Origin of the sequence: Streptomyces subrutilus (assembly GCF_001746425.1) — a bacterium.
In the GTDB taxonomy this organism is placed as follows: Bacteria; Actinomycetota; Actinomycetes; order Streptomycetales; family Streptomycetaceae; genus Streptomyces; species Streptomyces subrutilus_A.
The window spans coordinates 7,111,608-7,138,438 of sequence record NZ_MEHK01000001.1; the positions used below are offsets into that span (position 1 = coordinate 7,111,608).

The window sequence follows — 26,831 nt, forward strand, 5'->3', positions numbered from 1 at the left end:
GTCTCCTTCACGGCCGGGTCGGGCGGGCAGGGCTCTGGATACGGCGGTCCGCGAGAGCGGCGACCAGGCGGGGGACGGTGTCGTCCTGAAAGGGGAAGAAGTGGCCGCCGGGCACGACGCGCATCCCCTCCCAGCGTTCGGCGAACGGCTCCCACGCGGCCACGGTGTGCGGTGGGTAGAGCCGGTCGGAGTGTCCGCTCAGCGCGAGGACGGCTGTGCGGGCCGGGAGGGGGTCGGTGGCCGCATCGGGGAAGGAAGCCAGGAGGCCGAGGTCGGCGCGCATGGTGCGCAGGACGAGCTCGCGCAGTGCGGGGGCCCGCAGGACCTCCGGTGGGCTCGCGCCCAGTTCCCGTACGTGCTCCAGGAGGGCGCCGGGGTTCTCGGCGAGTGCCCGCTGGGCGGTGCGGTCGACCAGGTGCGCGGGGGACATGGCGGAGAGGACGAGCGCTGCGGGAGGGGCGGCGCAGGCGTTCAGGGCGCGGCACAGTGCGTAGGCGAGCAGGGCGCCCATGCTGTGGCCGAACAGGACGAGCGGCGGTCCGGGCCGGGCCGCGAGCGGGGTCAGGGCTTCGATGATCTCGGCAAGGCCGGCGGCCGGGGGCTCCGGCAGGCGGCGCCCGTGGCCGGGGAGTTCCACCGCGAGGAGGTCGACGCCGGGCGGCATGGCGTCGGCCCAGGGGCGGTAGCTGTCGGCGCCGCCGCCGACGTAGGGCAGGCACAGGACGCGGGCGGCGGCTCTGCCGGCGGGGAGGTGCGGGGTCCACTGGTGGATCCAGGCGGTCATGTCGTCTCCCCGGGCAGGGAGAAGGCGTCGGGTCGTGCGCCGGAGAGGAGTTCGTAGCCGCGTTCCACGATGCGGGTGAAGGCGGCCGGGTCGCTGATCGACATGTCGTGCGGTCCGTGGACGTGGAACAGCCTGGCGTATCCGCCACCGGCGCGGACGGCGCCGACGAACTCCTTCTCCTGGGCTCGGAAGAGCCGGTCGCCGCGGCCGTTGACGAACAGGACGGGCAGTCTGGCGCGGCCTGCCACATTGAGGAAGTCACGCCGGGTGAGGTCCTCGACGACCTCGACGAACGCGTGCATGGTGAGGCCGCCGTCCATGATGGCCTCGTAGCTGTCGGGGGGCAGCCGCTGCTTGAGTGCCCGGTTGTTGAGGCGGGCGGCCCGGGCGGGGCCGAGTCCCCAGATCGCGCGTGCGGCGGTGCGGTAGACCCATCCGGTGAGACGGTCGGGGCGGGCGGTCGCCCCCTGCACCAGGACGGCGGCCGCCAGGTCGGGGTGGGCGGCGCCGTAGGCGAGGGCGACGTATCCGCCCAGGGAGGCACCGACGACCAGAGGCGGGCGGCCGGTGGCCAGTGCTGCTTCCTCGACGGCGAGGCCGACCCGCGCGACCGCCTCCTCGAGGGAGAAGGGGCGGTCCCGCTGGGTCCCGTGTCCGGGCAGGTCGGGGGCCGTGATCCGGAAACGGGGGGTGAGGCGGTGGGCATGCGGATTCCACATGCGGGCGGAGACGCGGATGCCGTGCACGAGGACCAGCGGAATGCCCTCGTCCGGTCCCGCCGTCCAGATCCCCGGTCGGCCGGCGGCGGATGCCAGCCCTGTCCCTCGACCCACCGGCCCCTGAGCACGCATGTGTTCCCCTCGTGGGTGCGACGTCGGCGCCCGCGGAAGGGGGCCCACAAACAACGCAACGTTGCGTTGCACTGTATGAGAGGGACCCGCCAAACACAACGCCACGTTGCGTTGTATTGAAGTAGGCTGGCCCCTCATGCGAGCGAAGGGTGGAATCCGGTGACGCGAAAGCAAGACGGGGAAGCCGGCGGTCCCCGACGCAAGGCTGAGATCTTCACAGCCACGCTGGACATGCTGGGCAGCCTGGGCTACGACTCCCTGACCGTCGAGGGAGTGGCCCAGCGCTCCGGGGTGAACAAGACGACCATCTACCGGTGGTGGTCGTCGAAATCGGAGCTGCTGCGCGACGCCCTGCTGCACTCGCACATACTGCGGTTCGAGCTCGCCGACACCGGCAGCCTGCGCGGCGACCTGACCGAGCTCGCCGTACAGCTGCAGGACCTGCTGGCCGACGAGCACCGGCGGACCGTCGTGGAGGCGGCGCTCGTCGGCGCGGTGCGCCATCAGGCGATGCGGGAACTGGTGATCTCGTTCCTCGACGACCGCTTCGGACGACACCGGCCGCTCTTCGAACGCGCGGTGGCCCGCGGCGACCTGCCGCCCGACGCCGATCCGACGCCCCTGGTGGACGCCATGGCCGGGGCACTGTGGATGCGCGTCCTGGTCCGCCGGGGAGAGGTGTCCGACACCTATACCCGCGACCTCGTCGACATGCTGATGGACGGGGTCACGCGGGCCGCGGGCCGCCGCCCTTCACCCGCTCGGTGACCTGGCGCAGATGCGCCAGCACTTCGATGTACGAGCGGGTCGCCGAGACCTCGTGGTACGGCAGACCCAGCTCGGCGCAGGGTGCCATGGCCAGCGGCCGGCACTTGCGCAGGTTCGGCCGCGGCACGGTGGGGAAGAGGTGGTGCTCGATCTGGTAGTTGAGCCCGCCGAAGAGGAAATCGCCGACCAGCGACTGCGGATGTTGCGGGAGGCCAGTACCTGCCGACTCAGCCAGTCGGGCTCGACCTCGCCGTCGCGTACCGGCATCGCCTCCGCGCCTAGGCCTTCGCAGAGATCGACCCGACCGGTGCCGCCGTTCGATGCGCGCACGACGCCTACAACCGCATCCTCGCCCGGACTGACCCCCTCGGCCACACGACCCGCCTGGACTATGACGACCGGCGCCGGCTCCTCACCACCACCCGACCGGACGGCCGCGCGATACGCGCTGCGTGCAACGCACTGGGCCTTCCCTTCACGGTGACCCAGCCGGACGGCCGAACCACATCCACCACGTACGACGCCAAGGGCAACCCCACCTCCATCACCGCTCCGGACGGAACCACCGCTCGCTTCGCGTACGACCCGCGAGGCCACCTGGCCTCAGTGACCGACGCCCGCCTGCGGCCGCCTAGTACTCCAGCTGTAGATCGTGATCTTCAGGAGGTCTGCCCGAGCCCTGGGCACACCACCCTTTCCCGCACTAGAACTGACGGAAGGGCACGACATGCTCCCGATGGACCAGATCCGGGCGCTTCTGCTGAAGCACGACGACCCTCACCACCTGGAACGCCCCGCGGATTTCAACCTGGACACTTCGCGGGAATGTTTCGCCCGGCTGGTGAGCGCCCTGAAGGAACGCTTCGGGCCGTCCTGCCCAAGCGGCCTGGCTCAGGACGCCAGTTTCTACGGTGTCATCAACATCCCCGCAGACGCGTCGGGCGTTGGCTCGCCCATGCGTGTCGAGATGAGTAACTTCGGCAGCTATTTCGTCACCGCTGAAGTAGTGGCCGGTGAGTGGGTACCCAGCGGCGAAGCGAGCCTGACCGAGGAGTTCGTGACGTGGCTGGACGGCCTCTGCACAGCGGCGGGGTGCACCCTCGTCCCGGCCGAGCTGCTCCGTGAGCCGTACGACGGACTGTCGGTCCTGGAGGCGCACCGAGACGAGGAACTGGTCGCGGCGCTCGTGGCTGCGGGCGAGGTGACCGAAGACGAGGACGATGAGGAGGAGGTGGGAAAGGCGTACTGGCACGACCGGTACTTCGAGTACATGTGAGACATCTGAGCCTCCGTCAATCACCGGCGATGCTGCCTGGGGCAAGGTCCGCGCTCGCTTCGTCTACGCCCCGACGGACAGAGGACGGCCCCACGGACAGCATCGTAGAGAGCGCCCTGACGACGAGCCCGGTCCTCGCGCCGCTGGCGGGCCGCGATCGAGCGGGCTTACTGATCGTTTCAGCATGGGTTGAGCTGACGGGGCTTGTGCTCGACGATCTTGATCGGCAGGGTGTCCAGGATGCGTGCTGATCCTGTTTCTGACGCCCTGTGGGAAAGGGTCGCCCCCTGCTGCCGCCTGCTCCCGAGCGGCGCCATCGCCACTCCGGGCGGCTGCACGTTCCTGACCGAGCGGCACTCGCTGGTGTGATGTTTGTGCTGCGGACCGGTGTCGCATGGCGCGATGTCCCTGCGGAGACGGTGGGCTGCTCCGGGGTGACGGCCTGGCGCAGGCTACGGGACTGGACCGAGGTCGGCGTGTGGCCGCGCCTGCATGTGGCACTGCTGACGGAGCTGCGCCGCGCCGGCCTGCTGGATCTGGATGACTGCTCAGTGGAACCTCCCAACGCCCACATCGTGGCAGCCAAGACCGGCCTTTCCCGCCGGTCTTTGACGTCTCCAACCCCTGCAACAGCGTCCTGAACGCCCTCGAAGTCGCCGGCGTCCTCATCCGCTGCGGCGGCTACCGCCGCGTCCTGATCGTCTGCGGCGAAACGTTGAGCCGCCTCAGCCACGCTGCCTGGGGCAGGGGGCGAGGGCCTGCGCCGGGTCGGGCGGTTGACGGGGCAATGTCACAGCGAAGGCGGGGCGGGGCATCCGTGGTGATGGTCAGGCTGCGGGGGAGTCCCGCAGTCGACCGGTTTCACGAGCGGGGTCAGGGTTTGGGGAGCTGGCTGAAGGGGTTGGTGATCGCTCCCTGTCCGGTGAACAGGAAGATCGGTTCGTCCTTGGCTGTCGGGCTGGCACCGAAGGCTCTGATGAAGGCTGCCCTCGCGTCAGCGGTCAGGGTGAGCGGGATGTCCTTCATGCTCGCCGTGGTGGGGGTGATCGATACCCTGCTCATGGAGACGGGCCAGTGGGCGATGTCGAGATTGACGGCCGCCTCGTTGTCGACAGCGACGTCTGCGGTGTTGTAACCCTCACCGATGCGGACGTGACCGATCATGTGGGTGATGTCGAGGTGGTGCCCGGTGGCGCTGGTGAAGCGCATGCCTCCTTCGAGGGGGACTTGGCCACCGGTGAGGTCGGGGGCCACTGTGCCGGCACCGGGCATGGTCACGCAGGTGTCGTCGATCGTGGCCGGAGCGACCGCTTCGAGGGTCACGCCCTGGGCCGTGAGGTTACGGGCTGCGTCGGAGGAGAGGCAGTAGGCGCCCTTGCCGCGCACGTTGACGTCGGCGGCGATGGCGCCGGCCTGGACTGTCGCGACCCCGAGGGCGACCGCTGCCGTGATCGAGAGGACAACGAGACGCTTCTTGGAACCTGGAGATTTCACGCCTCGTGTAACGACAGACGAGGCGAAACGCAGTGCCCAGCCCCTGATGATCACTCCCCTGCACTGTCCCGGTCAGCCATCGGGCCCATCGTGGCGCCCACCATCCGTCGCGCGGCTTCCCGGCGATCGGCCTTCCAACCCGCCAGCCGCGCATCCGGCTGACGGCAGGTGCCTTGGCGAGGCGGCGATCGGCCTGCCCCGACAGGACCGGCTCAACCGCTCGGGCTGTTCCCCGGGGTGAACGGCTACTGATCAAGACCTTCGGTTTCACCATGTTGAAGCGCCTCCACCCCCACGCGCGCCTGCCTGCCGGCGGCATCGGCCCCACCTGCCCTCCCGGCACCAGACCATGAAACAGACCCGTCGGCAGATCGCCGGCACCGGCAGTCCGGTGGTGTCTCCCCGCAGTCTCCCGGCACGCTTCACCGGCGTGCACGGAGTCCACGTCGAAGGACATACACCAGCAGGCATCGGACCGGCCCGTGGCCGCCAAGGCCCTCGCCACTGCCGGAACCGACGTCGCGACGTGAACAGCCCTGCCGGTGGTGTCCAAGCCGGTGTGCAGATCGTTTAACCGGGGGCACGGCGGGTCCGGGTCGGGAACCGCCTGGCACCGGGGGTTCTGTCCGTCCGCGGCGCGACCAGCCGAAGACACTGCGCCGGTTATCGCAGGCGGGGGGCTGGTGCCGCAGTGCGTCCGCAGGTGGTCCTGGAGGCTGGGAGAGATGTTGAAGCAGGCAGCGAGGGCAGTCCCGCGAGATGCACGTCAGGTGAGCCGGGATGCGGTGGCGTTCTTGGATCCGCATCTGCGGGCGGCGGTGGGACGGTTGGAGCAGCCCTCGCGCCGGATGGCGCAGTACTACTTCCGCTGGGTGGACGCCGAGGGAGTGCCGTGTCCGGTGGTGGCACGTACGCGGCGCCGGTTCGGGAGCTTGGTCCTGCTCTCAGCCGGCAGCGGAGAGCAGGCGTGGGAGCGGGCCCGTAACGTGGCGGTCGCGGGAACGCTGTTCCTCGCGTTCGGGGCGGTCCACGACGACATCATCGACGAGGAGCCCGTGCGCCACGGCCGGCCGACGGTGCATGCCGTATTCGGAGTGCCGGCCGCTCGCTATCTCGGCAACGCGCTCGTCGCGCTCGCTTCGGAGCTGCTGGCGGAGGAGCCGGCGCATCTGGCGGGGGAGCTGGGCCGACGCGCGGCCGTGGTGGTGCGGCAGATGTCCAACGGCCAGATCCTCGATGCTGCCTTCGAGGGCTCGCGTGGGGTGACACTCCAGGAGGCTTTGGAGGTCTCTGCCGCGAAGATCTCTCCCGGTACGGCGTTCGCCTGTGCGGCGGGGGTCCTGTGTGCCGGTGGGTCGCCCAGGCAGGTGGAGGCCGCGGCCGAGGTCGGCTCGGAGTTCGGCAAGGCGTGGGCGCTGTGGGATGAGCTGGAGGAGTATTCGACCTGTGGTGACGCCGCGGTGGACGGGCTGGCGGACTTGCGGCAGCGCAGGATCGTCCCCTCGGTGGCGTACGCGCTGCAAAGCCGGGGGCCGGCCCGCGAAAAGCTGCTGGCCTACCTCCACGACACGGCCGCCCCCGACAGCGCGGGACTCCTGCAGGCGCGAGACCTGGTGGAGGAATGCGGCGCGCTGGTGTGGCTGCGGGAGCGGATCGACGCCCATCTCGCCCGTGCCCTGCACCGGCTGCCCGACGCGGTCGAGGATGCGGTCACCCGTGAAGAGTTCGTATCCTGCCTGCGCAGCTGGGCTGTGTCGTGACACCTCTCCGGAGCCGGAAAAGCCTGTGGCAGCCGCGCGGGCGGGTGTGCCTGGTCACCGGGGGCGCCCAGGGAATCGGCTGGGAGGTCACCCGCCTGCTGGCCAGTGCAGGGGCACACGTCTACGTCGCCGACATCTGCGACGACAACCTCCACGAGGCCCGGCGGCGCCTTGCCGACTGCCCGGGCGGTGACCGCGTGCGCCTGGCCCGGGTCGATGTCACCGATCAAGGCCAGGTGCAGGACTGGACGGCTCAGGCCCTGGAGGGCCACGGACACATCGACGTGCTGGTCAACAACGCGGCGTTCGTCCGCTGGCAGGACTTCCACGAGTCCAACGCGCCGGACGCGCTCCTGATGATGCGTACCGGTTACGACGCGATGGTCCACACCGTGGCCGCCGTTCTCCCACCCATGCGGTACCAGCGCAGCGGGCACATCGTGAACATGGGTTCCTCGGTCAGCCGGGTGCGCGGGCGGGGGCCGGCGGCGGCCTATACGGCGACGAAGGCCGCCGTGGAAGCGTTCACCGAAGTCACGCGCCTGGAACTGGCTGGCCACGGGATCCAGGTCACCCTCGTACGCCCGGGCCTGGTCGCGGGAACGGACTTCTTCCGCCGTCACGTCCCCTCCGACCGCCTCCCGCGCTTCGCCGACCACCTGCCGCCGTGCACGCCGGAGCAGGTGGCTGTGGCCATTGGACGCGCCCTGGCCAAAGGCACGGACACCGTCGACATCCCCGGCTGGCTGCCCCTGTCATACGGCGCCTACCAGATGAGCCCGCGCGCGTTCCGCTGGCTGGCCGCCCTCGGCGGACCCGCCCGCCGCGACTTCGGACACCCGCCCACTCCACATCCTCGGCAAGCTGGCCAGCCCCAGCCCCAGCCCCAGCTCCAGGCGTCGCCCACGACCAGGACCACCACATGAACCTGCCGCAACAGCCCGAACCGCAGAGTCTCCCCGGCTACCCCCCGGCCCCGTGGAGCATGTCCGGCACCCTCTGGATGGGACTCTTCCCCGCACACCGCCTCCCCCCGGTGCCCGGTGGACTTTCCGCACTCCTGCCCCGACACCTCCTGATCGCCGCGATCCGCTACCTCGACGGGGACCTTTGCTACAACGAGTTCGTCATCGCCAGCGCAGTGCGCTCCGGCTTCCGCGTCGGCACCTTCGTCCACCACATCTGGGTCGACAGCGCCACCTCCCAGGAAGGAGGCCGCGACATCTGGGGACTGGACAAGCAACTCGCCCACTTCGACTGGACCGACCGCCAAGTACGCATCACCAGCGACCATGGCGTGCAGGTCACCATGTCCGCCCACCACAGACGAGGCGCCACCATGCCCCTGCTGGTGCCACTGCCGGTACTCACCCCGCGAGCCCAACAGCTCACCTACGCCCTCGCCCGGGTGCGCCTGCACACGGGCCCCACGCGCCTGTCCCTCACCGACTGGCCCGCGGAGCTCCCCACCCCGAGCAGGCTCACGAGCCGGGCCGCCCTGCAGTCACCGCGCTTCCGCGTGGCCGTCCCCGCACCCCACCCGATCAAACCCCTGTGATCCCGGAGCACCCACCGATGCCCCCGCCAGTTCCCGGCCCCCAACAGCCCACGAACACCAGCCCAATCCAAGACACCACCCACCTGCCGCCGGTACGGGCCGTCGTCTGCGACCTCGACCACACCCTCACCCCCCACAGCTCCGTCATCGAACTCAGTCGAGCCCTCGCCGCCCCCATCGGCGAAGTCACCACCCTCTACTGCAACTACCAAAACGGACAGCTCACCCACGAACAGACCCGCACCCAACTCCTCACACTGTGGACCCGCGCTGGTCTCGCGACCCGCACCACCATCGAGACCGTCTTCCACCAGCTGCCGCTCAAGGACGATGCCCTGCGCTTCGCCGCAGCCCTTGCTGCGCGCGGCCTGCCCCTGTGCCTGATCACCAGCTCCGCCCAGCTCTACGCCGACATCATGACCCTCCGCCTCGGAGCCACCTGCGGATACGGAAACGGCCAGGTCTTCTTCAACACCGCGGGCGGCCTGGAAGACATCGACTTCACCCCGGATACCGCAGACCTCAAACTCCGTCAGCTCGCCGAGTTCACCACCGAGCACGGCCTGGAGCCCACTGAGGTCATCGCCGTGGGGAACGGGAGCAACGACCTCCTCCTGTTCGACGCCACCCACCGTGGGGTCCTCGTCGAGACCACCACCTCCACCCGCCACAGCGCCCACGCCTGGGCGACCGTCCGAGACCTCGACCCTTCTCGACCAGGTGGCCCACCTACCAACCTGCCGCGACCAGAGCGCCGAAACTGGCCGACCGCGCCGGGCTTGACGACGAGGCCGCTGACGACAGGACTGAGCTGCCGGGATAGCTGTCAGACTTCGAGCGGATTGTTCTTTACGGCGTCGCCGAACTGCCGGACCGGGAGTACCCGTCGCCGGACCACGGCTACCCGCGCTCGTGAGCCGGGCGCCGGTCTGAGCCGTTTGGGGGCGAGTGTCAGCGGGGCTCGGCAATGTGCGCGGAATGCGCACGGTTCAGCAGGTCATCAGCTAGTAGTGCTTTGTTAGCTGGTGTCGGGGGGCCTTGGGACGGGTTGTCGGCAGGTGGGGCAGGTGCCGGTCCAGGTGGCGATGAGGTGTTGGAGGAGGTCCAGGGCCTGGTAGAGGGTCAGGCCCTGGCAGGGGCTTTTGGGGTCCTCCGCTGTTCGGTCAGGAACAGGTGGGCGGCGGTCACGAGGGTGACGTGCCGGTGCCAGCCGGTGAACGAGCGGCCCTCGAAGTGGTCCAGGCCCAGAGCGGTCTTGAGTTCGCGGTAGTCGTGCTCGATCCGCCAGCGGGCTTTCGCCAGGCGGATGAGGTCCTTGGCGGGGATGTCGGCGGGCAGGTTCGAGATCCAGTACTTCACCGGTTCGCTCTCGCCCTCGGGCCACTGGGCGATCAACCAGGACAGCGGGATCGTGCCGTCGTCGGCCGGCTTGGGACGACGTCCGGCGAGCCGGACCCGCAGAAGGACGAAGTGCGAACTCATCGCCGCTTTCGAGCCCTTGCGCCAGGTCACGGTCCGGCCGCTGCCGCGGCCCGCGGCCAGTACATGCTCGCGTAAGGAGACCGGGCGGATGCGGTAACGGGGCAGCGGCCGGGGACCCAGGCCGCCGTAGGCCGGCTGCTGAGGTTCGGCGTCCTCGCCGTAGGCGGTCATCTCGGCTTTGACCTGGAGCACGTAGGCTCGGCCGCGGTCTTCAAGGCCGTGGCGGAAGTCGGCGTTCGCGCCGTAGCCGGTGTCCGCGACCAGGACGGCGGGCCGCAGCCCGTGGCCGTCGAGTTCGTCGAGCATGTCCAAGGCGAGCTGCCACTTGGGCCGGTGGTGTTCGGTGTCGGGGATCCGGCAGGCCCGCCGACGGGCCTCGGCTTCAGGCCCGTCCCAGGCAGCGGGCAGGAACAGACGCCAGGACAGCGGGCATGAGGCGGTGTCCGAGGCGGCGTGGACGCTGACGCCGATCTGGCAGTTGCCGACCTTGCCCAGGGTGCCGGAGTACTGGCGGGCCACCCCGGGCGAGGAACGACCGTCCTTGGGAAAGCCGGTGTCATCCACCACCCACACCTGCGGCCGCACCGCGGCTACCGCCCGCCATGCCAGCCGGGCCCGCACCTGGTCGACGGGCCAGGTCGAAGACGTCATGAACTGCTGCAACTGCTGATGATCGACCCCGAGCCGGTCAGCCATCGGCTGCATCGACTTCCTGCGGCCGTCCAGCAGCAGCCCACGCAGATACAGCGAGCCCTTGGCCCGCTGGTCCCGCCGCACCAGCGGCGCGAACACGTCAGAGGCGAACTCCTCCAGCCGAGCCCGCACCGCCGCAAGTTCCCCAGCCCTCATACAGCCAGCGAACTACCAGACCCCAACCATGACAAGCCCAGCTAACAAAGCACTACTAGTGACCTGAGTCAGAGATTCGGTGGCAGTAGGCGGCGACTTTGTCGAGGATCTCGTCGGCGGTCTTCGTCCAGACGAAGGGCCGGGGTGTTCGTTCCAGTCGGCGAGCCAGGCCCGGATGTCGCGTTCGAGGGCTTGGACGGAGCGGTGGACTCCACGCTTGAGCTTCTTCTGGGTGAGCTCGGCGAACCACCGCTCCACCAGGTTCAGCCACGACGCACTGGTGGGTGTGAAGTGCAGGTGGAACCGCGGGTGGGCCAGCAGCCACCGCTTGATGTCGGGCGTCTTGTGGGTCGCGTAGTTGTCGAGGATCAGGTGGACCTGAAGATCTGCCGGGACCTCCTTGTCGACCTTGGCCAGGAACTTCTTGAACTCGGCGGCCCGGTGGCGGCGGTGCAGTGATCCGATCACCCTGCCGGTCGCGACCTCGAGGGCCGCGAAGAGGGTGGTGGTGCCGGCGCGGATGTAGTCGTGGCTGCGCGCTCGGGAACACCGGGCATCATCGGCAGGACCGGCTGGGACCGGTCCAGGGCCTGGATCTGCGACTTCTCATCCACGCAGAGGACCAATGCCTTCTCCGGCGGGTCCAGGTAGAGGCCGACCACGTCGCGGACCTTGTCGATGAACAGCGGATCCGTCGACAGCTTGAACGTCTGCGAACGGTGCGGGGCCAGCGCGAACGCCCGCCAGATCCGTGAAACCGTCGACTGCGACATACCCGTCGCCGCGGCCATCGACCTCGTCGACCAGTGCGTCGCGTTCTTCGGTGTCTCTTCCAGGGTTTTGACGATCACCCGCTCGACGTCTTCGTCGGTGATCTTCCGCGGGACACCCGGCCGCGGCTCGTCACCGAGCCCGTCCAGACCGTGCTCGAGGAAGCGCCGCCGCCAGGTGCGGACCGTATCCGGAGCGACCCCAAGCCGCCGCGACACCTCCATCACCGAGTGCCCCTCCGCACACTCCAGCACGATCCGCGACCGCTGAGCCAAAGCCTGAGCCGTCGAACGACGACGTAACCAACCCTCCAGCACAGCACGCTGGGCATCGGTCACTGACAACGGCGGAATCTTCGGACCAGGACGACTCATACCCAAACCAACGACAAACCTCAGACTCAGGTCACTAGGACTTGTGTGGTCGATCATGGTGGGTAGTCGGGCATGATGCCCGGGTGAGCTGCATCGTGAAGTTCTTCGTGGCGCCGGACGACACGTCAGCGAGTCTGGCCTTCCGGACCGGGCCGGGACGGGCATTCGAGTCGCTCTCCTTCGGCAACTTCGATCTCGAAGAGGCGGTTGTCGAGTGGGAATGCCTTTTGGTCGGTGGCAGCTTCGGGGACCTCGTCGACGCTGGTGAGCCTCACATCATCGCCGGCCAGGACAATGACGGGTGCGTCGTCTTCGCGATCTCACCACGTCTGTCCGCTGCACTCGCGGACGCCGGGCACGCCAGGTTGCGAGACGTCGCCGCCTCGTGGACTCGGCAGCGTGCGGAGGACGGCGAGGTCATCGACGCGGAGATCGTGGGTCTGGCTGCCCTCGTCAGCAGTGCCCGGCGCCAGAACCAGGGCGTCTACTGCTGGGTCGCGTAGCAGTTCATGTCCGAAGCCAGATCGCGACGGCCGCCGCGGTGACGGTGCCGAGGAAGACGTAGCCGCGCTTGTCGTAGCGAGTGGCAACCGCTCGGGACTGCTTCAAGCGGTTGATCGCCCGCTCGACGGTGTTGCGCTTCTTGTAACGGTCCTCATCGAAGCCGGGCGGCCGTCCACCGCGTGCGCCTTTACGCAGGCGGGCCGCCTGACTGTGCGGTCTTCTCCGGAATGGTGTGGCGGATGCCCCGCCGTCGCAGGTACTCACGGATGGGGCCGTTGCTGTAAGCCCTGTCGGCCGCAAGGCTGTCGGGCTTCTTGCGCGGCCTGCCCAGCCCAGGTCTGGACACCCGGATCTTCTCCAGGACCGGCTTGAACTGGGTGCAGTCTGCCCGCTGACCTGGAGTGATGATCAGGGAGAGCGGGCGGCAGCGGCCGTCCGCGCTCAGGTGGAGCTTGCGCCCCGGAGAATCGTTGGCGACTTCGACTGCTCGGGCGAGGACATCGAGCGGGACTGGGTGGAGCGCACGGGCTGCTGGAACTCGGTGGCCCGGGTGCTGCTCAGCTACGAGCAGACGCACGCGTACGGGCTCCCGGCGACCGAGGACAGCGCGGCGACCCGAGATGGCCGGCCTTCGCCCGCCGCTACGGCTTCGACATCGAGCGCCCCGTCCAGTGGGAGGCTGAGGCACCGGAGCCGGACGAGCTCCGGCGCCTGGTCCTCGCCGCCGTCAACCCGTACATCGACCGTTATGTCCTCGCGCAGCAGACTGCCCCCGAGGAGCCGCAGCGCCGCGCAGTGGAGGTTCGCCGGTCGGTGGGGGCCGACGAACGAGGGGCCGTCGTAGGCGGAGCCTGTCACGCGGGCGGCGCGGGTGGCGGGAGGGGTGTTCGCCTGTCGGTCATAATAGCTCGTAACACGATCATGAATCGTGTTTCTTGAGGCGTCTCCAGCAGATGAGGCTGCAGGCGAGGGAGACGAGCGCGTCGTGGAGTTCGGTGCGGCGTTCCCATCGGACGGCGAGGCGTTTGAACTGATGGAGCAGGGCGAAGGTCTGCTCCACGACGTAGCGGAGTTTGCCCATGCCCTTGATGTTCGGGGCTCCTTTGCGGGAGATGACGGGCAGGATCCGGCGTTTGCGCAGCTCTTCCCGGTTGGGGTTGGAGTCGTAGCCCTTGTCGCCGAGCAGGGCGTCCGGGCGTCTGCGGGGACGGCCGGGGCGGCCCGCCACTGGCGGGATGCCGTCGACCAGGGCGAGGGTCTGGGTGACGTCATTGACGTTCGCCGCGGTCGTGATGACCTTGAGCGGGGTGCCGCGTCCGTCGCAGATCAGGTGGTGCTTACTGCCCGTCTTCCGCCGGTCGACCGGCGACGGACCGGTGTCGGCTCCCCCTTTTTCGCGCGAATGTGAGAGCCGTCCACGCATGCCCTGGACCAGTCGAGCCGGCCGGCCGCGTTCAGCTCGGCGAGCAGGATTCGGTGCAGCTGGTCGAAGACCCCGGCCTGCTGCCACCGCTCCAGTCTTCGCCAGCAGGTCTGTCCCGAGCCGAACCCCAGCTCAGGTGGCAGGAGTTGCCAGGCAATGTCGTTGTGCAGGACGTACAGGATGCCCTGCAGGCACAACCGGTCTGCGACCGGCCGCGGCCCTGGCGACCTCGTCGGCCAGGGCGGCAGCAGCGGCTCGATCAGCGCCCACAAGTCGTCGTCCACGATCCACGGCCGAGTGCTCACGCACTCACGAACGGCCGAATCATCACACCGGTTACGCCCGACCAGGGCATCTCACCAAGATCCTGTTACGAGCTATAAGGCAGTGGATTCCTCGATTTCGAGGCCAAGGTGGGCAGCGTCTAAGAGATGCTGTTGTAGATCAACAGGTTGGGCGTGCATATGTGCGCGCCGGGGGCCAGCACGTCCACGCATTACCCCAGTTGGAGAAGGACGCGAGCGTGTCGATTCTGGCTGTCGCGCCGACCGTCACAGCATTGGGGGTACTGCCCGCAGAGACGTAGCAGGCGTTTCACGTTCCCTCGGAGTCGGAGAGGGAGCGTTGAGCATCCTGAGCACCATCCAGGGTCACCATGCGGTCGTCCGCATGGAGCTGTGGGAAGCCTAGCCACCCCTCTCTGAGACGAAGGACTTCACCGTCGGAGAAGCCGGCCTCGAGTTCCGTGGGGCCCCCGCGCCCCGCCTGCCCCGAGGGAGCAGTCGTTCCTTTCGCCCTGACGGGCAGCGAGTACCCCCCGGTGCCGCTTGCGGGCCCCGGGCTCTTCAGGTCAGGGCCGTGCGCGCGCCGGAGGAAGCGAGGTCCGACTGGCAGAAGAACTGGGGGCACCGGCGCGACGGGTACGAGGTGCACCGGATGCAGCGGTGGCGGCGTCCGCGGTGGGTCGCTGCGGGGATGGCGCCGGGACAGCGACCAGCCGGGGGTAACCTTCGATCCAACCCGCCCGCAGTCTGGCTGGGCTGGTGAGGATGTCAGTCTCGGTCGACGTGCTCGCGTACGACGGTGCCCTTGGCGGCGTCGATGTCGTAGGTGGTCTTGTTCCAGTCCGGGGTGACGACATCGACGGACCAGACATCGTCGTCGAGTTCTACGGCCGTGACGGTGCCGGCCTTGCGGTCCGTGGCGGTCTTCACGGCCTGCTGCGCTGTGGTGGTCACTGCCTTCAGCTGCTCGGCGACTTCGCTCTTGTCCTCGGCGTCCTGGCCGGGCTCGACCCGCGAACGCGTAACCTTCCCGTTCACAGCGTCCACGTGGACGTCGTGGACGGTTCCGTCCGCGGCGGCGACTGTGACGTCCCACACCGGCATGGCAGTGGCCGGGGAGCTCCCCGGGGCAGCGCCGGCGGTGGTCAGCTCGATGTCGACGAGGCGGCTCGCCGGCACGGTGCCGACTGCGGTGTCCGCGGCCTTGTCCCACTGCAGCTTTGCCTGAGGGACGAGGGTCATGCGTTCGCGCTGGTCCTCGGTGAGCCCGCCACCGCCCGTCGCAGTGGCTTGCGGAGATGTCGGTGCGGCGGGGGCCGCGGTCACAGGCGCTTTGGCGGCGCCACAGGCGCCGGCCAGCAGGGTGGACGAGACGGCGACGCCCACGGCCAGAGCTTGGAGGCGAGTAAGAGTTGTCATGGCCGTCAGGCTCGGCCCGCCGGTCCCTGCGCGCCCAGCGGCCACGCCGTACTCCACCCGATCGGCAGCCAACGGCACGTCCGAACAGACCACGGGCCACGCCGAAGCCCACCTGACGAGATCTGCTCAAGTGCCGCCTTGGCGGTGGATGACCCGGCGACCCCACCCAAGACCGACCCGGCGCAGGACTCGCTGGTCATCCCGTCACTTCCGCGGCAACGCCTGGCTGCGGCCGGGTCCGCATGCACCAGCGGGCAAGCGATGGGCCGACAGCGCCCAGTGCCGTCAAGAACACCGCTACTGACCTTGAAGTTGTCTTGTCGTAGGTGCTGACGGTGGGTGATCGTCGCGGTATGCCGGGTGTATGAGGTATCCGCAGGGTGGGGGTCTGACCGCGGAGAGGCAAGCATTCCGTGAGCGGGTCCGGATGGAAGCAGTCGCCATGTTCGCCGACGGGCGCGGCAGTACGGAGGTCGCGAAGGAATTGCGGGTCAGCGTCCGGTCGGTGCAGCGGTGGCGGCGGGCCTGGCGGGAAGCCGGCCAGGACGCGGTCCGTTCCCGCGGCCCGGTGTCCCGTCCGAAGCTCAATGACCGGCTGTTCGCGGTGCTGGAGGAGGAGTTGGCCAAGGGCCCGGTCGCTCACGGCTGGCCGGATCAGCGGTGGACGCTTGCCCGGATCAAGACGCTGATCGGCCGACGGTTCCACAAGAGCATGACGTTGTCGGGGATCTCCGAGATGCTGCGGCGGCACGGCTGGAGCCACCAGGTTCCGGCCCGTCGTGCTTTCGAGCGCGACGAGGCAACTGTCGCCGGCTGGGTGAAGGAGGTGTGGCCGCACCTGGAACCACCGCGGCGGCGCTCGGGGCCTGGCTCGTCTTCGAGGACGAGGCCGGATTCTCGATGACGCCGCCGACCTCCCGCACATGGGGCAGGCACGGATCCACCCCGATCATCCGGGTGAGAGGCCGATCCCAGCGCCGCTTCTCCATAGCAGCCCTGTGCTGCTACAAACCCGGCGAACGATCCCGCCTGATCTACCGGCCCAAACGGCATACCGACCACAAGAGCGGCGGCCGCAAGAGCTTCGCCTGGACCGAGTACCGCGACCTCCTCATCGCCGCCCACCAGCAACTCGACGGACCCATCGTCCTCATATGGGACCACCTGAACGTCCACAAAGACCGCCGCATGCGGGCCTTCATCGACGCGCAGGACTGGATCACCGCCTACCACCTGCCACCCTATGCACCCGACCTCAACCCGGTGGAGGGCATCTGGTCGGTAGTCCGCCGGACCATCCAGGCCAACACCGCCTTCACCGACCCCGACCACCTCATCCGCCGGCTACGGCACGGCCTCCGTCAGATCCAGTACCGCAGGTCACAGGCCCGTGTCAAGGGAAAGGCGCCACACCAGGCGTACCTGGAACACCGCACCGAGCCCGTTCGATGCGCGCTACTTCCACCCGCCGGCCGTCAGCGATGCGCATCGTGCACCGGCTGGATGTCCATCGGGAGTGCAGGCCATCGGGTGGGCGCCACCGAGTGGGTGCCGTCGGATCGAGTGGATGCAACCGAGTGGATGCGCACCTGATGCTGCACCGGGTGGGCATCCACTCGGTGCGGCCGGTGCGCGGCTACCGGTGCCCCCGACCATGTGTACCGTGCGGGCCACCTCCAGGCGCCCATCGCGTATCAGGGCGCGGACGATGTCTTTCGGCTCGGTGATGAAGACCTGGGCCATGAAGTGCATGATGCGGCGGGTGATGGTCGGCGCCGCGCTGGCGGGGCAGGTGTGGGCCCACTCGCGGATCGCCATGAGGAAGATGACGCCGAGCTCGTCCAGGACGAAGGAGTCGGCGTTGATGTCGTCGTTCTCGTGGGGCAGCGTCGTCACCGGGAAGACGAGTTCCTATGCGATGGCTACCAGCAGGCCGGTGTAGGGGAAGACCTCGACCGCGAGCCGGTCCACGGCGGCATCGACGCCCGCGTCGACCGCCCGCATGTGGTTTGAACGCGAGCTGTACGGGTCCGGGCGTCAGCGCGCGGTTCATCGGCATGTTCTCGTGCATCACAGGCTCCTGTCGTACGGTCACCGCGTTGGTCGCGGCGACGTCTCCAACAGGGTGGATCCGTGGGCCTGTGGACAGCGGCCGGAGATTTCTCCTCCCCCGTGGTAGCGGGCAAACCGCTGTGACTTGCTATCTACTTGGCCCTTTGACGCGTAGCTGGCCACGGATCCGTCGTGCACCCTCGACGCGCGCCTCAAAGCCGCTCGCTCCCACCTCCGCTTCCAAGACCGCCGCGTCGCCTACCTCGAAGCCCGCCTTACCGGACCTGAACCGCCGACCTGATCCTGTCGGGCCGGACCCGTGAATGTCAGTGCTGCGGGCCATACTCGTGCCGCGGCGCCGCTCGGGCACCGCAACACGAGGGGAGCACCATGGCTGAGGTGCTGGTTTTCCACCATGGGCACGGGCTGACCGCCGGCGTTCGCGAGTTCACCGAGCATTTGGGACGGGCCGGACATACCGTCCACCTTCCAGACTTGTACGAGGGGCGGGTATTCGACAGCCTCGAGGAAGGTATGGGTTACGCCGAGAACGTCGGGTTCGACACGATCACCGCGCGCGGAACCGCCGCCGCCGAGGGACTGTCTGCAGAGCTCGTCTACGTCGGGTTCCCGCTTGGCGTCCTGCCGGCACAGAAGCTGGCCCAGACCCGCCCCGGCGCAAGGGGCGCGCTGTTGCTCGAGGCATGCGTCCCAGTCTCGGAGTTCGGCGGCGCCTGGCCGCAGGACGTCCCAGTCCAGATTCACGGCATGGACGCAGATCCGTGCTTCGCCGGGGAGGGCGATGTGGACGCAGCCCGCGCCGTCGTCGGGACTGCGGTGGATGGCGAGCTGTTCCTCTACCCCGGCGGCAGGCACCTGTTCACCGACAGCAGCCTCCCGTCCTATGGAGAACAGGCCGCAACGCAAGTCAACATTCGAGTGCTCGGCTTCCTCGACCGCATCAAGTAGAGGGATCAACAACCTCACCCTGTTCGGCTGATGACCGCGCGGCCCGGCCACAGTCCCGGTGGCCGGGCCGTCCCATGAGGCCACCCGTTCTGCCGCAGCCTGGCCTGAGCGGGCCGGCTTCCCGCGCGACCGCATCCGGCGGATTGAACGTGAACCCACGCCAGATCCGACCTGGTAGGCGCAGATCGCCGCCGGGTTCGTCGATACGGCCCTTCGAGAATCATCCGGCGGTCGGTCAGCGGTTAAGGGCCGGCGCAGGATGACGGCTTCGTCACTGAGCCTTCGCCAACTTGAAGCCGCAGGTCAAAGGGCTGGTGTGGTCGGTCCTCGGGTTGCTCGTGCTGGTCGTGGGCGACTGTCTGAGCAGTAGATCGTCTGGCGGGGAACAGTTTGCTGATTCCTGTTTGCTGTATCCGAGCGGCCTTCTACGATCGATCCATGTTGGATCCCGAGTTGGTGGAACGGATCACCGCCGACCTCCCCGACGGCCGGTTCACCACCTGCCTGTGACCAGGGGCACCGCCTCTCGGAGCCTTCGGTGTTGCCGTAACCGGGTTGCCCCCGGCAGCCGTCGGACACGTGTGACGAGTATCAGGAATCTTGCCGAGGACATCTGCCGCCTACCTACCGCCGACGCGCGGGCGGGCGGCTGGTGGGTGTCGGATTCTCCGATCTACGACGCCCTCGAGCGGCAGTGGCGCCAGGCAGGTCGGGAGGTTCCCGGCGGCGTGGCTTTGTCCACGAGAACGGACAGCAGATGTTCACCACTTCGGGAGGCACCACTACCTGGTGCTGTTCGATTGCGCAGCTCCGGAGCGTGAGTACCGGCGTTGTCTGGCAGTCGGCTTAGAAGAGACCGGCTTGCATGTGGTGCGTGAGGTTGTCGAGGATCTCGCGCAGCCATGGGCTGCGGACCTCTGGCAGTCGGACCAGGGTGCGCTGGAAGGTTCCCGGGTCGGCTCGGAACAGGTGGTGGGGGCGTGGCGGCGGCGGGTCATCGCGCAGTACGCCGTCGGGCATGGTTCCCGAGGTGGGGAGGTGGAGGTGTGGTTCAGGGAAGGCCATCCACATCCATATCCCGAACGGCAGTGGCACGGGGCGTGCAGATGCGTCCGGTCCGGCCGGGCTCCAGAGTTCCCCCGTCTGCGGGTGGGTCGGCACGAGGATCATGGCGGCGTCCGGGCCGGGGGCGGACAGTCCTGGTCCGGCCAGGACGGCGCGTCGCGCTGGCTGGTCCGCGGGCAGTAGGGCGTCGAGGGCGCGTTGGAACACTTCCCCGATCAGGCCGGGCGGGACTGTTACCGGTCGGCCGTCGGAAGCTGCCAGGAGGTGGGCCAGGGCCCGGCCTGCTGCCGCTTCCCACTGTGGGCTCCAGGACCACCAGTGGTCCAGCCCGAGGAGCGAGCCCCATCTGGTGATCGGCTCGATCGGGGGCGTGGCCACCCCTTTCTCCAGCAGTTCCTCCCAGGAGAGGATTGCGGTGTGGGAGTCGGTGTTGTCGACGGGGAGGCGGTGCACGGCGTCCGGCGCGAGCCAGACCGCCTGCCAGAGTGAGCAGTCGTCGATCCGGCTCGCCACCGGCAGGCCGCACGCCTCGCAGGCCATGTTCGGGCCGTCACCCCAGTCGAGGCCGCAGCAGTAGCCGCCGGCTTCGTGCGGGACGAGCACGGTGCCACGGGTATCCCCGGGGGCGATGACGACGGTGCCGGGTGCGCCGTCGGACAGGGCGTAGAGCGGAGCGTAGATGCCGCGGGCCGCCGCCTCGTCCGGGTCAATCTCCCCCCACTTCCGCCACGGCGCCCCCCAGGGCTCCGGTTCCACGGCGAATGTGCCCGACTCCATGAGCACCGGGAGCTGGATCCCGTTCCCGTACTTCTGATGAGCATGGGTCGGCAGCGCGACCGGGGACAGCGGGATGGTCAGCTCGGCGCCACATCCCGCACAGACGAAAACGAACAAACGTCCTCCGCGAAGAAAGAGGGGCATCGTCGCAACTCTGTGGCGGACCGTCCAACGTGTTTTTCATCCGCAGCGCGGACTGTGCACCGCCATGGCGTGTAGGGCCACCGTTCGAATCCCCGACGTGCCGGGTGCCTCCCGAAGTGGTGAACATCTGCTGTCGGTTCTCGTGAACAAAGCCAGCGGCGTAGTAACCGCGTCAAAAGGAAGCCACCCGGTCGGCAGGCGCATACCTGTTCCACCTCTTCGGGCCGTACCGGCGGCGCCGCCGGTACGGCCCGAAGAGGTGAACCAATACCGGGAATCAAGCCGCGACGAGCTCCTGCTCGCGATCCGGCGTTTTGACCTTGGGCTTCTTGTTCGGCAGCGAGAGCCGGAAGACCTTGTGCCACGCGGAGAACACCTGCTTGGGCAGCGGCCCGGTGACGTACTCCAGCTCGTACTTCTCGAACAGCGCGCGCACCTTCACCGCGACCTCGGCGTACCGGTTGCTCGGCAGGTCCGGGAACAGGTGGTGCTCGATCTGGTGCGACAGGTTGCCGGTCATGAAGTGCATGGCCTTGCTGCCGCTGATGTTCGCCGAGCCCATCATCTGGCGCAGGTACCACTGCCCGCGCGTCTCGCCCGTGATCGACCGGCGCTCGAAGACCTGTACGCCCTCGGGGAAGTGCCCGCACATGATCACCGAGTGGGTCCAGATGTTGCGGACCAGGTTCGCGGTGAACGTGGCGGCGAGCGTGGTGAGGAACGACGGGCCCGACAGCAGCGGGTGGATCACGTAGTCCTTGAGTACCTGCTTGCGGATCTTGCGGCCCACGGCCTTGGCCCGCGCGCGGAACTCCGGGCTCTTGCGGCGGCGCTTGTGCAGGTTCTTGCCGAGCTCCAGGTCGTACGCTGCGATGCCGTACTCGAAGAAGCAGGCGTTGATGAAGTTCCACAACGGCTGGCCGAGGTGGAACGGGTGCCACCTCTGGTCCTCGTCGACGCGCATGATGCCGTAGCCGAGGTCGTTGTCCTTGCCGATCACGTTGGTGTACGTGTGGTGCAGCTCGTTGTGCGAGTGCTTCCACTGCTCGGACGGCGAGACGTGATCCCACTCCCAGGTGGTGGAGTGGATCTTCGGGTCCCGCATCCAGTCCCACTGGCCGTGCAGGATGTTGTGGCCGATCTCCATATTGTCCATGATCTTCGCCACGGACAGACCCGCTGTGCCGAGCAGCCACGCGGGTGGGAAGAACGAGAACAGCAGCACGCCCCTGCTGACCAGCTCGAGCTTGCGCTGCGCCGAGATGACCTTGCGGATGTAGGCGGCGTCCCTCTCGCCGCGGTCGGCGATCACCTCGTCGCGGATCGCGTCCAGCTCGCGGCCGAGCTCCTCGATCTGCTCCGCGGTCAGGTGGGCGGTGGGGTCGATGGCGGTCAAGGTGCTCCTACTGTTCGATGTCGCAGGGGCCCGCCGCGGCGGACACGCAGGTCTGGATGAGGACGCCCGGCCCGGCCTCGGTAATCTCACCGGTGCGCAGGTCGCGTACGGCGCCCGCCTTGAGCGGCGTGACGCAGCCGAAGCAGATGCCCATGCGGCACCCGGAGGGCATGAGCACGCTGGCCTTCTCGCCGACGTCCAGCAACGGCGTGGCGCCGTCCGCGGCGACGGTCCTGCCGGTGGCGCTGAACGTGACCTCGCCGCCGTCGCCGGCGACGACGATGCGGGGGCGGAAGCGTTCGGTGTGCAGGCGCTCTCGTACGCCGTGCTCGGTCCAGTGCTCTTCGGCGGCGTCGAGCAGGCCCGCGGGGCCGCAAACCCAGGCCTCGCGCTCGGCCCAGTCGGGCACGAGTTCGTCGAGACGGACGATGTCGAGCATGCCGTCCGTGTCGGTGTGCACCTCGGTGAGCCGCAGCTTCCCGTCCGCGACCAGGTCGTGCAGTTCGTTGCGGAAGATCACGTCTTGCGGCTGCGGCGCGCAGTGGACCATGACGACGTCGTCGAACTCGATGTCGCGCAGCATGCCCATCACGGGCGTGATGCCACTGCCGGCCGTCAGGTAGAGCACCTTGGCGGGCTTGGCCTGCGGCAGCACGAAGTCACCGGCCGGCTGGTGGAGCTGGACCAGCGTGCCCGGTTTCGCCCTGCGGACCAGGTGGTTGCTGACCTTGCCGTCCGGGATCGCCTTCACGGTGATCGCGATCCGGCCGTCCTGGCGGTTTGTCGGCGAGGTAATGGAGTAGGCACGCCACAGGCGCACCCCGTCGACGTCGACCCCGATCCGCACGTACTGACCGGCTGTGTGGCCGCGCCAGCCCCGTCCCGGCCTGATCACGACAGTCGCGGCGTCACCCGTCTCGGGCTGCACGGCCTCGATGCGCCCACGCAGGTCCGCGCCCGCACGCAGCGGACTGACCAGGTCGAGATAGTCCGACGGCAGCAGCGGCGTCGTGACCATCTCCAGCATTTTCCACGCCCTGCTGCGAAGGGCTGCACTCGTCATGACCCCAGCTTGCTGGGCTTCCGGGGGTAAAGTCCTGTCCGCAGGACGTGAATCTGATCAGTTGAATTGTTCGCAGGGAACAAAATCGTGAGCCATGCAATCCGGAGGGCCAGTGAACTGGTCCTGGATGAGACGACGGTCACTGCGCTTCGGGCCGCGCTGAGGACCACCGCCGACGAGGTCGTACGGGCGATCATCGACGAAGTCCCTCCCTACGCCAACGCCCTTTCGGGCCGCATGGGCGCCACCATCCGTCGAGCCGTCCGCACCGCCCTGGGCCTCTACCTGGACCTCGCGAGCGGGAACGCCACGGGCGGCGACGCCGGCGACGCGGCCTACGAGCTGGGTCGCGGCGAGGTCCGCGACGGACGTTCGATGGACGCTCTGCTCAGCGCCTACCGGGTCGGCGCCCGCGTGGCCTGGCGAGGCCTGGCCGCAGGTGCCGTACCCGCAGGCCTGCCCGCCGCCGAGGTCGCCAAGTTCGCCGAGCTGACCTTCGCCTACATCGACGAGCTCTCCGCCGCGAGCGCCGCGGGTCACGCCGACGAACTGGCCGCCCGGGGCCGGGCCCACGAGCGCCACCTGGAACAACTGGCCCGCGACCTCCTCGCCGGCGCGAGCCCGGACGTGCTTCTTGCCGCTGCTCAACGGGCCGGGTGGCAGCCGCCGGATTCGCTGACCGCGGTCCTGCTGCCCGCCGCCCAGGCCCGGCCCGCCTACCGCGCGCTCGACCCGAGCACCCTTGTCCTCGACGATCTGCCGGACGCCTCCGGTGTGCTCCTCGTCCCCGATGCCGACCGAGCACATCTCCTGAGGCGGCTGCCCGACCGTACCGCCGTGGTCGGCCCGGCCCGGCCATGGACTCGTGCGTCCGCCTCGTACGCACGAGCCGTACGCGCGCGCTCCCTCTCCTCTGATATTCGCGACACCGAGGACCACCTGCCCGAGCTGGTGCTGAGCGCCGACGTGGAGGCGTTCGCAGACCTGCGTGCCCGAGCCCTCGCACCGTTGCGCACCTTGCCTGTCGCGACGGCACGGCGGCTGGAGGAGACGTTGCGAGCGTGGCTGCTGCACCAGGGCAAGCGGGACGAGGTGGCGGCGGCGTTGTTCGTCCATCCCCAAACGGTCCGGTACCGGATGGCGCAGCTGCGAGAGCTGTTTCCGGATCTCGCATCGCCGCACCGGGTCCTTGAACTGACGCTGGCAGTCGGTCTTCGGGTCAGCTGACGCGTACGTCGACCGTCCACGACCGCGTCCGCGAGCGGTCCAGAGATCATGCCCTCGTTCTCGGTGCCATCAGATGGGTCATGGGACCGGGGGAGAGCTGTATTGGCCCGATGAGACCGGGGTCTCGTCGCACCGGTGCCGGGACGCTGCTGCCGGAGCTGCTGACCCGGGGCAGCAGTGCGGGCCGCCACCCCTTGCCGGGGTGGTGGCCGCACTGCTGCTCTCATTACTGATCGTGACACTTCTGGCAGCCGACCAGGCTTCCGCTGCGGACCCTTCCCGGTAACGCAGGCGCTTCATCCGGGGTGACTGAGGTGCCTTTGTGTCGCTGATCGAGCATGACTACCCGCAAGTACCGTCACACGATCGTCGGCATCGCAGCCCTGCTCTGCGCGAGCTGATCGAGCGGGCTGATCACCGCAGGTCAGTGGCAGGTCGGCGACCCGGAAGTCCTTGTCATCGCGGACGCCGGATACGACGCACCACGCCTGGCCCACCTCCTGCGGGACCTTCCGGTCCAGGTCCTGGCCCGGATGCGGTCGGACCGGGTCCTGCGCCGGCCCGCACCCCAGCGGCAGCCTCACACCATGGGCCGTCCGCCCCGGCAGGGCGGCGAGTTCTTACGACAAGCGCGGCTACGTCTTCCTTGGAACCGTGACCACGGCAGCCCTCATCATCTGGCTCCGATCGTGATCGCCCGGACAGCTCCTAATAGTGCTTTGTTAGCTGGTGTCGGGGGGCCTTGGGACGGGTTGTCGGCAGGTGGGGCAGGTGCCGGTCCAGGTGGCGATGAGGTGTTGGAGGAGGTCCAGGGCCTGGTAGAGGGTCAGGCCCTGGCAGGGGCTTTTGGGGTCCTCCGCTGTTCGGTCAGGAACAGGTGGGCGGCGGTCACGAGGGTGACGTGCCGGTGCCAGCCGGTGAACGAGCGGCCCTCGAAGTGGTCCAGGCCCAGAGCGGTCTTGAGTTCGCGGTAGTCGTGCTCGATCCGCCAGCGGGCTTTCGCCAGGCGGATGAGGTCCTTGGCGGGGATGTCGGCGGGCAGGTTCGAGATCCAGTACTTCACCGGTTCGCTCTCGTCCTCGGGCCACTGGGCGATCAACCAGGACAGCGGGATCGTGCCGTCGTCGGCCGGCTTGGGACGACGTCCGGCGAGCCGGACCCGCAGAAGGGCGAAGTGCGAGCTCATCGCCGCTTTCGAGCCCTTGCGCCAGGTCACGGTCCGGCCGCTGCCGCGGCCCGCGGCCAGTACATGCTCGCGTAAGGAGACCGGGCGGATGCGGTAACGGGGCAGCGGCCGGGGACCCAGGCCGCCGTAGGCCGGCTGCTGAGGTTCGGCGTCCTCGCCGTAGGCGGTCATCTCGGCTTTGGCCTGGAGCACGTAGGCTCGGCCGCGGTCTTCAAGGCCGTGGCGGAAGACGGCGTTCGCGCCGTAGCCGGTGTCCGCGACCAGGACGGCGGGCCGCAGCCCGTGGCCGTCGAGTTCGTCGAGCATGTCCAAGGCGAGCTGCCACTTGGGCCGGTGGTGTTCGGTGTCGGGGATCCGGCAGGCCCGCCGACGGGCCTCGGCTTCAGGCCCGTCCCAGGCAGCGGGCAGGAACAGACGCCAGGACAGCGGGCATGAGGCGGTGTCCGAGGCGGCGTGGACGCTGACGCCGATCTGGCAGTTGCCGACCTTGCCCAGGGTGCCGGAGTACTGGCGGGCCACCCCGGGCGAGGAACGACCGTCCTTGGGAAAGCCGGTGTCATCCACCACCCACACCTGCGGCCGCACCGCGGCCACCGCCCGCCATGCCAGCCGGGCCCGCACCTGGTCGACGGGCCAGGTCGAAGACGTCATGAACTGCTGCAACTGCTGATGATCGACCCCGAGCCGGTCAGCCATCGGCTGCATCGACTTCCTGCGGCCGTCCAGCAGCAGCCCACGCAGATACAGCGAGCCCTTGGCCCGCTGGTCCCGCCGCACCAGCGGCGCGAACACGTCAGAGGCGAACTCCTCCAGCCGAGCCCGCACCGCCGCAAGTTCCCCAGCCCTCATACAGCCAGCGAACTACCAGACCCCAACCATGACAAGCCCAGCTAACAAAGCACTACTAATCAACCTCGACGTCTTCATCTGCGGAAGCTGGGAATGCGGCAAAACCGTTCCCGTGTGCCGTCCAGGTCGGCCCACCGGCCGTCCTCGAACAAAGCAGTACTAGGAGAAGGCTTGATCAGACGTTGCGGACGGTGGACAGCGTTGAGATTCGCAGCGGCGGCAGGTGGACGTAGAATTCGCCGCCGCCCCAATGCCGCGTCAGGGCTGGAGGTTGCTCGCCTGGTCCAGTCGAGCGGATACTCGGCCATCCCCCGCCAGCTACACGAGCAGTTTCCCCCGCAGGGCTGTGGCACGGGGCCAGCCGAACCAGCCGTCGAAGACGTGCCACCCCCCCAACGATGAAGGCATGGGCCTGCCGCAAGCGCCTGGTTGTCGAGCACAGTCAGCGGTGGGCCGACCCGTCCACGCGCAGGTCTTCACCCCCGGCGACGGCCGGCCTCGTTGTC

Annotated in this window: 22 protein-coding genes and 5 pseudogenes; 13 read left to right on the forward strand and 14 right to left on the reverse strand. The window is 68.7% G+C overall.

All coding sequences use genetic code 11. The features are described from left to right. Positions 1-7: 7 nt before the first annotated feature. The gene (locus tag BGK67_RS32560; RefSeq protein ID WP_069923412.1) at positions 8-784 is read right to left on the reverse strand and encodes a thioesterase II family protein; all 777 of its coding nucleotides are present in this window, start codon (positions 782-784) and stop codon (positions 8-10) included. Continuing rightward, on the reverse strand, positions 781-1,635 hold the full coding sequence (locus BGK67_RS32565; protein ID WP_079154506.1) for an alpha/beta fold hydrolase: 855 nt from the start codon (positions 1,633-1,635) through the stop codon (positions 781-783). The genes BGK67_RS32560 and BGK67_RS32565 overlap by 4 nt, the downstream gene beginning before the upstream one ends. A 159-nt stretch (positions 1,636-1,794) precedes the next feature. On the opposite strand from BGK67_RS32565, the gene BGK67_RS32570 reads away from it, so the two are divergent. Further along, on the forward strand, positions 1,795-2,403 hold the full coding sequence (locus BGK67_RS32570; protein WP_069923413.1) for a TetR/AcrR family transcriptional regulator: 609 nt from the start codon (positions 1,795-1,797) through the stop codon (positions 2,401-2,403). On the opposite strand, the gene BGK67_RS41040 is transcribed toward BGK67_RS32570, so the two are convergent. After that, positions 2,363-2,725 (reverse strand): fatty acid desaturase family protein, encoded by a 363-nt coding sequence (locus BGK67_RS41040; protein WP_347878462.1) that lies wholly within the window; start codon positions 2,723-2,725, stop codon positions 2,363-2,365. The genes BGK67_RS32570 and BGK67_RS41040 overlap by 41 nt on opposite strands. 414 nt (positions 2,726-3,139) lie before the next feature. Here BGK67_RS41040 and BGK67_RS40375 point away from each other — a divergent pair, with 414 nt between their 5' ends. Together BGK67_RS40375 and BGK67_RS39205 are read left to right on the forward strand one after the other, a co-directional pair. Then, the gene (locus BGK67_RS40375; RefSeq protein WP_244291392.1) at positions 3,140-3,679 is read left to right on the forward strand and encodes a hypothetical protein; all 540 of its coding nucleotides are present in this window, start codon (positions 3,140-3,142) and stop codon (positions 3,677-3,679) included. 240 nt (positions 3,680-3,919) lie between these two features. After that, positions 3,920-4,272: pseudogene (locus tag BGK67_RS39205) on the forward strand (transposase); the annotation flags it as partial. 280 nt (positions 4,273-4,552) lie between these two features. Here the strand turns inward: BGK67_RS39205 and BGK67_RS40385 are convergent. Beyond that, positions 4,553-5,173 carry a hypothetical protein gene (locus BGK67_RS40385; RefSeq protein WP_069923415.1) on the reverse strand — a complete coding sequence of 207 codons (621 nt, stop codon included), beginning with the start codon at positions 5,171-5,173 and terminating at the stop codon, positions 4,553-4,555. A gap of 794 nt (positions 5,174-5,967) precedes the next feature. On the opposite strand from BGK67_RS40385, the gene BGK67_RS32585 reads away from it, so the two are divergent. The 4 genes from BGK67_RS32585 to BGK67_RS32600 are packed head-to-tail and all read left to right on the forward strand — an operon-like array spanning position 5,968 to position 9,513. After that, positions 5,968-6,933: a polyprenyl synthetase family protein gene (locus BGK67_RS32585; protein ID WP_167739626.1), complete on the forward strand. Its 966-nt coding sequence runs from the start codon at positions 5,968-5,970 to the stop codon at positions 6,931-6,933. Continuing rightward, on the forward strand, positions 6,930-7,859 hold the full coding sequence (locus BGK67_RS32590) for an SDR family NAD(P)-dependent oxidoreductase (protein ID WP_167739627.1): 930 nt from the start codon (positions 6,930-6,932) through the stop codon (positions 7,857-7,859). Before BGK67_RS32585 ends, BGK67_RS32590 begins: the two co-directional genes overlap by 4 nt. Next, entirely contained in the window at positions 7,856-8,491 is a 636-nt protein-coding gene (locus BGK67_RS32595; RefSeq protein ID WP_069923418.1) for an acetoacetate decarboxylase family protein, read from the forward strand. The genes BGK67_RS32590 and BGK67_RS32595 overlap by 4 nt, the downstream gene beginning before the upstream one ends. Before the next feature lie 17 nt (positions 8,492-8,508). Beyond that, on the forward strand, positions 8,509-9,513 hold the full coding sequence (locus tag BGK67_RS32600; RefSeq protein ID WP_069923419.1) for an HAD-IB family phosphatase: 1,005 nt from the start codon (positions 8,509-8,511) through the stop codon (positions 9,511-9,513). A 100-nt stretch (positions 9,514-9,613) separates the two neighbouring features. Here BGK67_RS32600 and BGK67_RS32605 read toward each other — a convergent pair whose 3' ends face one another. Together BGK67_RS32605 and BGK67_RS32610 are read right to left on the reverse strand one after the other, a co-directional pair. Next, positions 9,614-10,822, reverse strand: a complete 1,209-nt coding sequence (locus BGK67_RS32605; RefSeq protein ID WP_107488906.1) for an IS701 family transposase — start codon at positions 10,820-10,822, stop codon at positions 9,614-9,616. 55 nt (positions 10,823-10,877) lie between these two features. After that, positions 10,878-11,967 (reverse strand): annotated as a pseudogene (locus BGK67_RS32610) (IS630 family transposase). Positions 11,968-12,050: 83 nt separating this feature from the next. Between BGK67_RS32610 and BGK67_RS32615 the strand changes: the two are divergent. Next, complete coding sequence (locus tag BGK67_RS32615; protein ID WP_069923421.1) at positions 12,051-12,470, forward strand: hypothetical protein; 420 nt, start codon at positions 12,051-12,053, stop codon at positions 12,468-12,470. A gap of 4 nt (positions 12,471-12,474) precedes the next feature. Here BGK67_RS32615 and BGK67_RS40390 read toward each other — a convergent pair. From BGK67_RS40390 to BGK67_RS32630, 4 genes and pseudogenes are all read right to left on the reverse strand, one after another. Continuing rightward, positions 12,475-12,925: pseudogene (locus tag BGK67_RS40390) on the reverse strand (IS5 family transposase); the annotation flags it as partial. 107 nt (positions 12,926-13,032) lie between these two features. Continuing rightward, positions 13,033-13,329 carry a hypothetical protein gene (locus BGK67_RS38420; RefSeq protein WP_069923422.1) on the reverse strand — a complete coding sequence of 99 codons (297 nt, stop codon included), beginning with the start codon at positions 13,327-13,329 and terminating at the stop codon, positions 13,033-13,035. Positions 13,330-13,390: 61 nt separating this feature from the next. Further along, positions 13,391-14,199 (reverse strand): IS5 family transposase gene (locus BGK67_RS36820; RefSeq protein WP_432215423.1). Its coding sequence is split into 2 segments (ribosomal slippage): positions 13,391-13,864 and positions 13,867-14,199, totalling 807 coding nucleotides; the frame shifts between segments, so codons are not numbered across the junction. Positions 14,200-14,946: 747 nt separating this feature from the next. Then, the gene (locus BGK67_RS32630) at positions 14,947-15,597 is read right to left on the reverse strand and encodes a PepSY domain-containing protein (RefSeq protein ID WP_079154513.1); all 651 of its coding nucleotides are present in this window, start codon (positions 15,595-15,597) and stop codon (positions 14,947-14,949) included. A 364-nt stretch (positions 15,598-15,961) separates the two neighbouring features. Between BGK67_RS32630 and BGK67_RS41300 the strand changes: the two are divergent. From BGK67_RS41300 to BGK67_RS32650, 3 genes and pseudogenes are all read left to right on the forward strand, one after another. Next, a pseudogene (locus BGK67_RS41300) lies at positions 15,962-16,974 on the forward strand (IS630 family transposase); the annotation flags it as partial. 279 nt (positions 16,975-17,253) lie between these two features. Then, positions 17,254-17,610 carry a hypothetical protein gene (locus BGK67_RS32645; protein WP_141754112.1) on the forward strand — a complete coding sequence of 119 codons (357 nt, stop codon included), beginning with the start codon at positions 17,254-17,256 and terminating at the stop codon, positions 17,608-17,610. A 429-nt stretch (positions 17,611-18,039) separates the two neighbouring features. After that, the gene (locus tag BGK67_RS32650) at positions 18,040-18,618 is read left to right on the forward strand and encodes a dienelactone hydrolase family protein (protein ID WP_069923425.1); all 579 of its coding nucleotides are present in this window, start codon (positions 18,040-18,042) and stop codon (positions 18,616-18,618) included. A gap of 846 nt (positions 18,619-19,464) precedes the next feature. Here the strand turns inward: BGK67_RS32650 and BGK67_RS32655 are convergent. From BGK67_RS32655 to BGK67_RS32665, 3 genes are all read right to left on the reverse strand, one after another. Further along, positions 19,465-20,577: a hypothetical protein gene (locus BGK67_RS32655; RefSeq protein ID WP_069923426.1), complete on the reverse strand. Its 1,113-nt coding sequence runs from the start codon at positions 20,575-20,577 to the stop codon at positions 19,465-19,467. A 304-nt stretch (positions 20,578-20,881) separates the two neighbouring features. Further along, positions 20,882-22,000 carry a fatty acid desaturase family protein gene (locus BGK67_RS32660; protein ID WP_069923427.1) on the reverse strand — a complete coding sequence of 373 codons (1,119 nt, stop codon included), beginning with the start codon at positions 21,998-22,000 and terminating at the stop codon, positions 20,882-20,884. Between the two features lie 7 nt (positions 22,001-22,007). Further along, complete coding sequence (locus BGK67_RS32665) at positions 22,008-23,018, reverse strand: ferredoxin reductase (RefSeq protein ID WP_069924288.1); 1,011 nt, start codon at positions 23,016-23,018, stop codon at positions 22,008-22,010. A gap of 132 nt (positions 23,019-23,150) precedes the next feature. On the opposite strand from BGK67_RS32665, the gene BGK67_RS32670 reads away from it, so the two are divergent. Both BGK67_RS32670 and BGK67_RS36830 read left to right on the forward strand, forming a co-directional pair. Continuing rightward, positions 23,151-24,290: a PucR family transcriptional regulator gene (locus BGK67_RS32670; protein ID WP_069923428.1), complete on the forward strand. Its 1,140-nt coding sequence runs from the start codon at positions 23,151-23,153 to the stop codon at positions 24,288-24,290. Between the two features lie 410 nt (positions 24,291-24,700). Beyond that, positions 24,701-24,913, forward strand: a pseudogene (locus BGK67_RS36830) (transposase); the annotation flags it as partial. A 203-nt stretch (positions 24,914-25,116) separates the two neighbouring features. Here the strand turns inward: BGK67_RS36830 and BGK67_RS32675 are convergent. Next, positions 25,117-26,325 (reverse strand): IS701 family transposase, encoded by a 1,209-nt coding sequence (locus BGK67_RS32675; RefSeq protein WP_107488910.1) that lies wholly within the window; start codon positions 26,323-26,325, stop codon positions 25,117-25,119. Positions 26,326-26,831 lie beyond the last annotated feature (506 nt).

Bases quoted from the DNA above. Each gene is read 5' to 3' on its own strand.
- BGK67_RS32560 (WP_069923412.1), bottom strand. From the start codon at position 784: ATGACCGCCTGGATCCACCAGTGGACCCCGCACCTCCCCGCCGGCAGA.
- BGK67_RS32565 (WP_079154506.1), bottom strand. From the start codon at position 1,635: ATGCGTGCTCAGGGGCCGGTGGGTCGAGGGACAGGGCTGGCATCCGCC.
- BGK67_RS40375 (WP_244291392.1), top strand. From the start codon at position 3,140: ATGGACCAGATCCGGGCGCTTCTGCTGAAGCACGACGACCCTCACCAC.
- BGK67_RS32595 (WP_069923418.1), top strand. From the start codon at position 7,856: ATGAACCTGCCGCAACAGCCCGAACCGCAGAGTCTCCCCGGCTACCCC.
- BGK67_RS32600 (WP_069923419.1), top strand. From the start codon at position 8,509: ATGCCCCCGCCAGTTCCCGGCCCCCAACAGCCCACGAACACCAGCCCA.
- BGK67_RS32605 (WP_107488906.1), bottom strand. From the start codon at position 10,822: ATGAGGGCTGGGGAACTTGCGGCGGTGCGGGCTCGGCTGGAGGAGTTC.
- BGK67_RS32630 (WP_079154513.1), bottom strand. From the start codon at position 15,597: ATGACAACTCTTACTCGCCTCCAAGCTCTGGCCGTGGGCGTCGCCGTC.
- BGK67_RS32650 (WP_069923425.1), top strand. From the start codon at position 18,040: ATGGCTGAGGTGCTGGTTTTCCACCATGGGCACGGGCTGACCGCCGGC.
- BGK67_RS32665 (WP_069924288.1), bottom strand. From the start codon at position 23,018: ATGGTCACGACGCCGCTGCTGCCGTCGGACTATCTCGACCTGGTCAGT.
- BGK67_RS32675 (WP_107488910.1), bottom strand. From the start codon at position 26,325: ATGAGGGCTGGGGAACTTGCGGCGGTGCGGGCTCGGCTGGAGGAGTTC.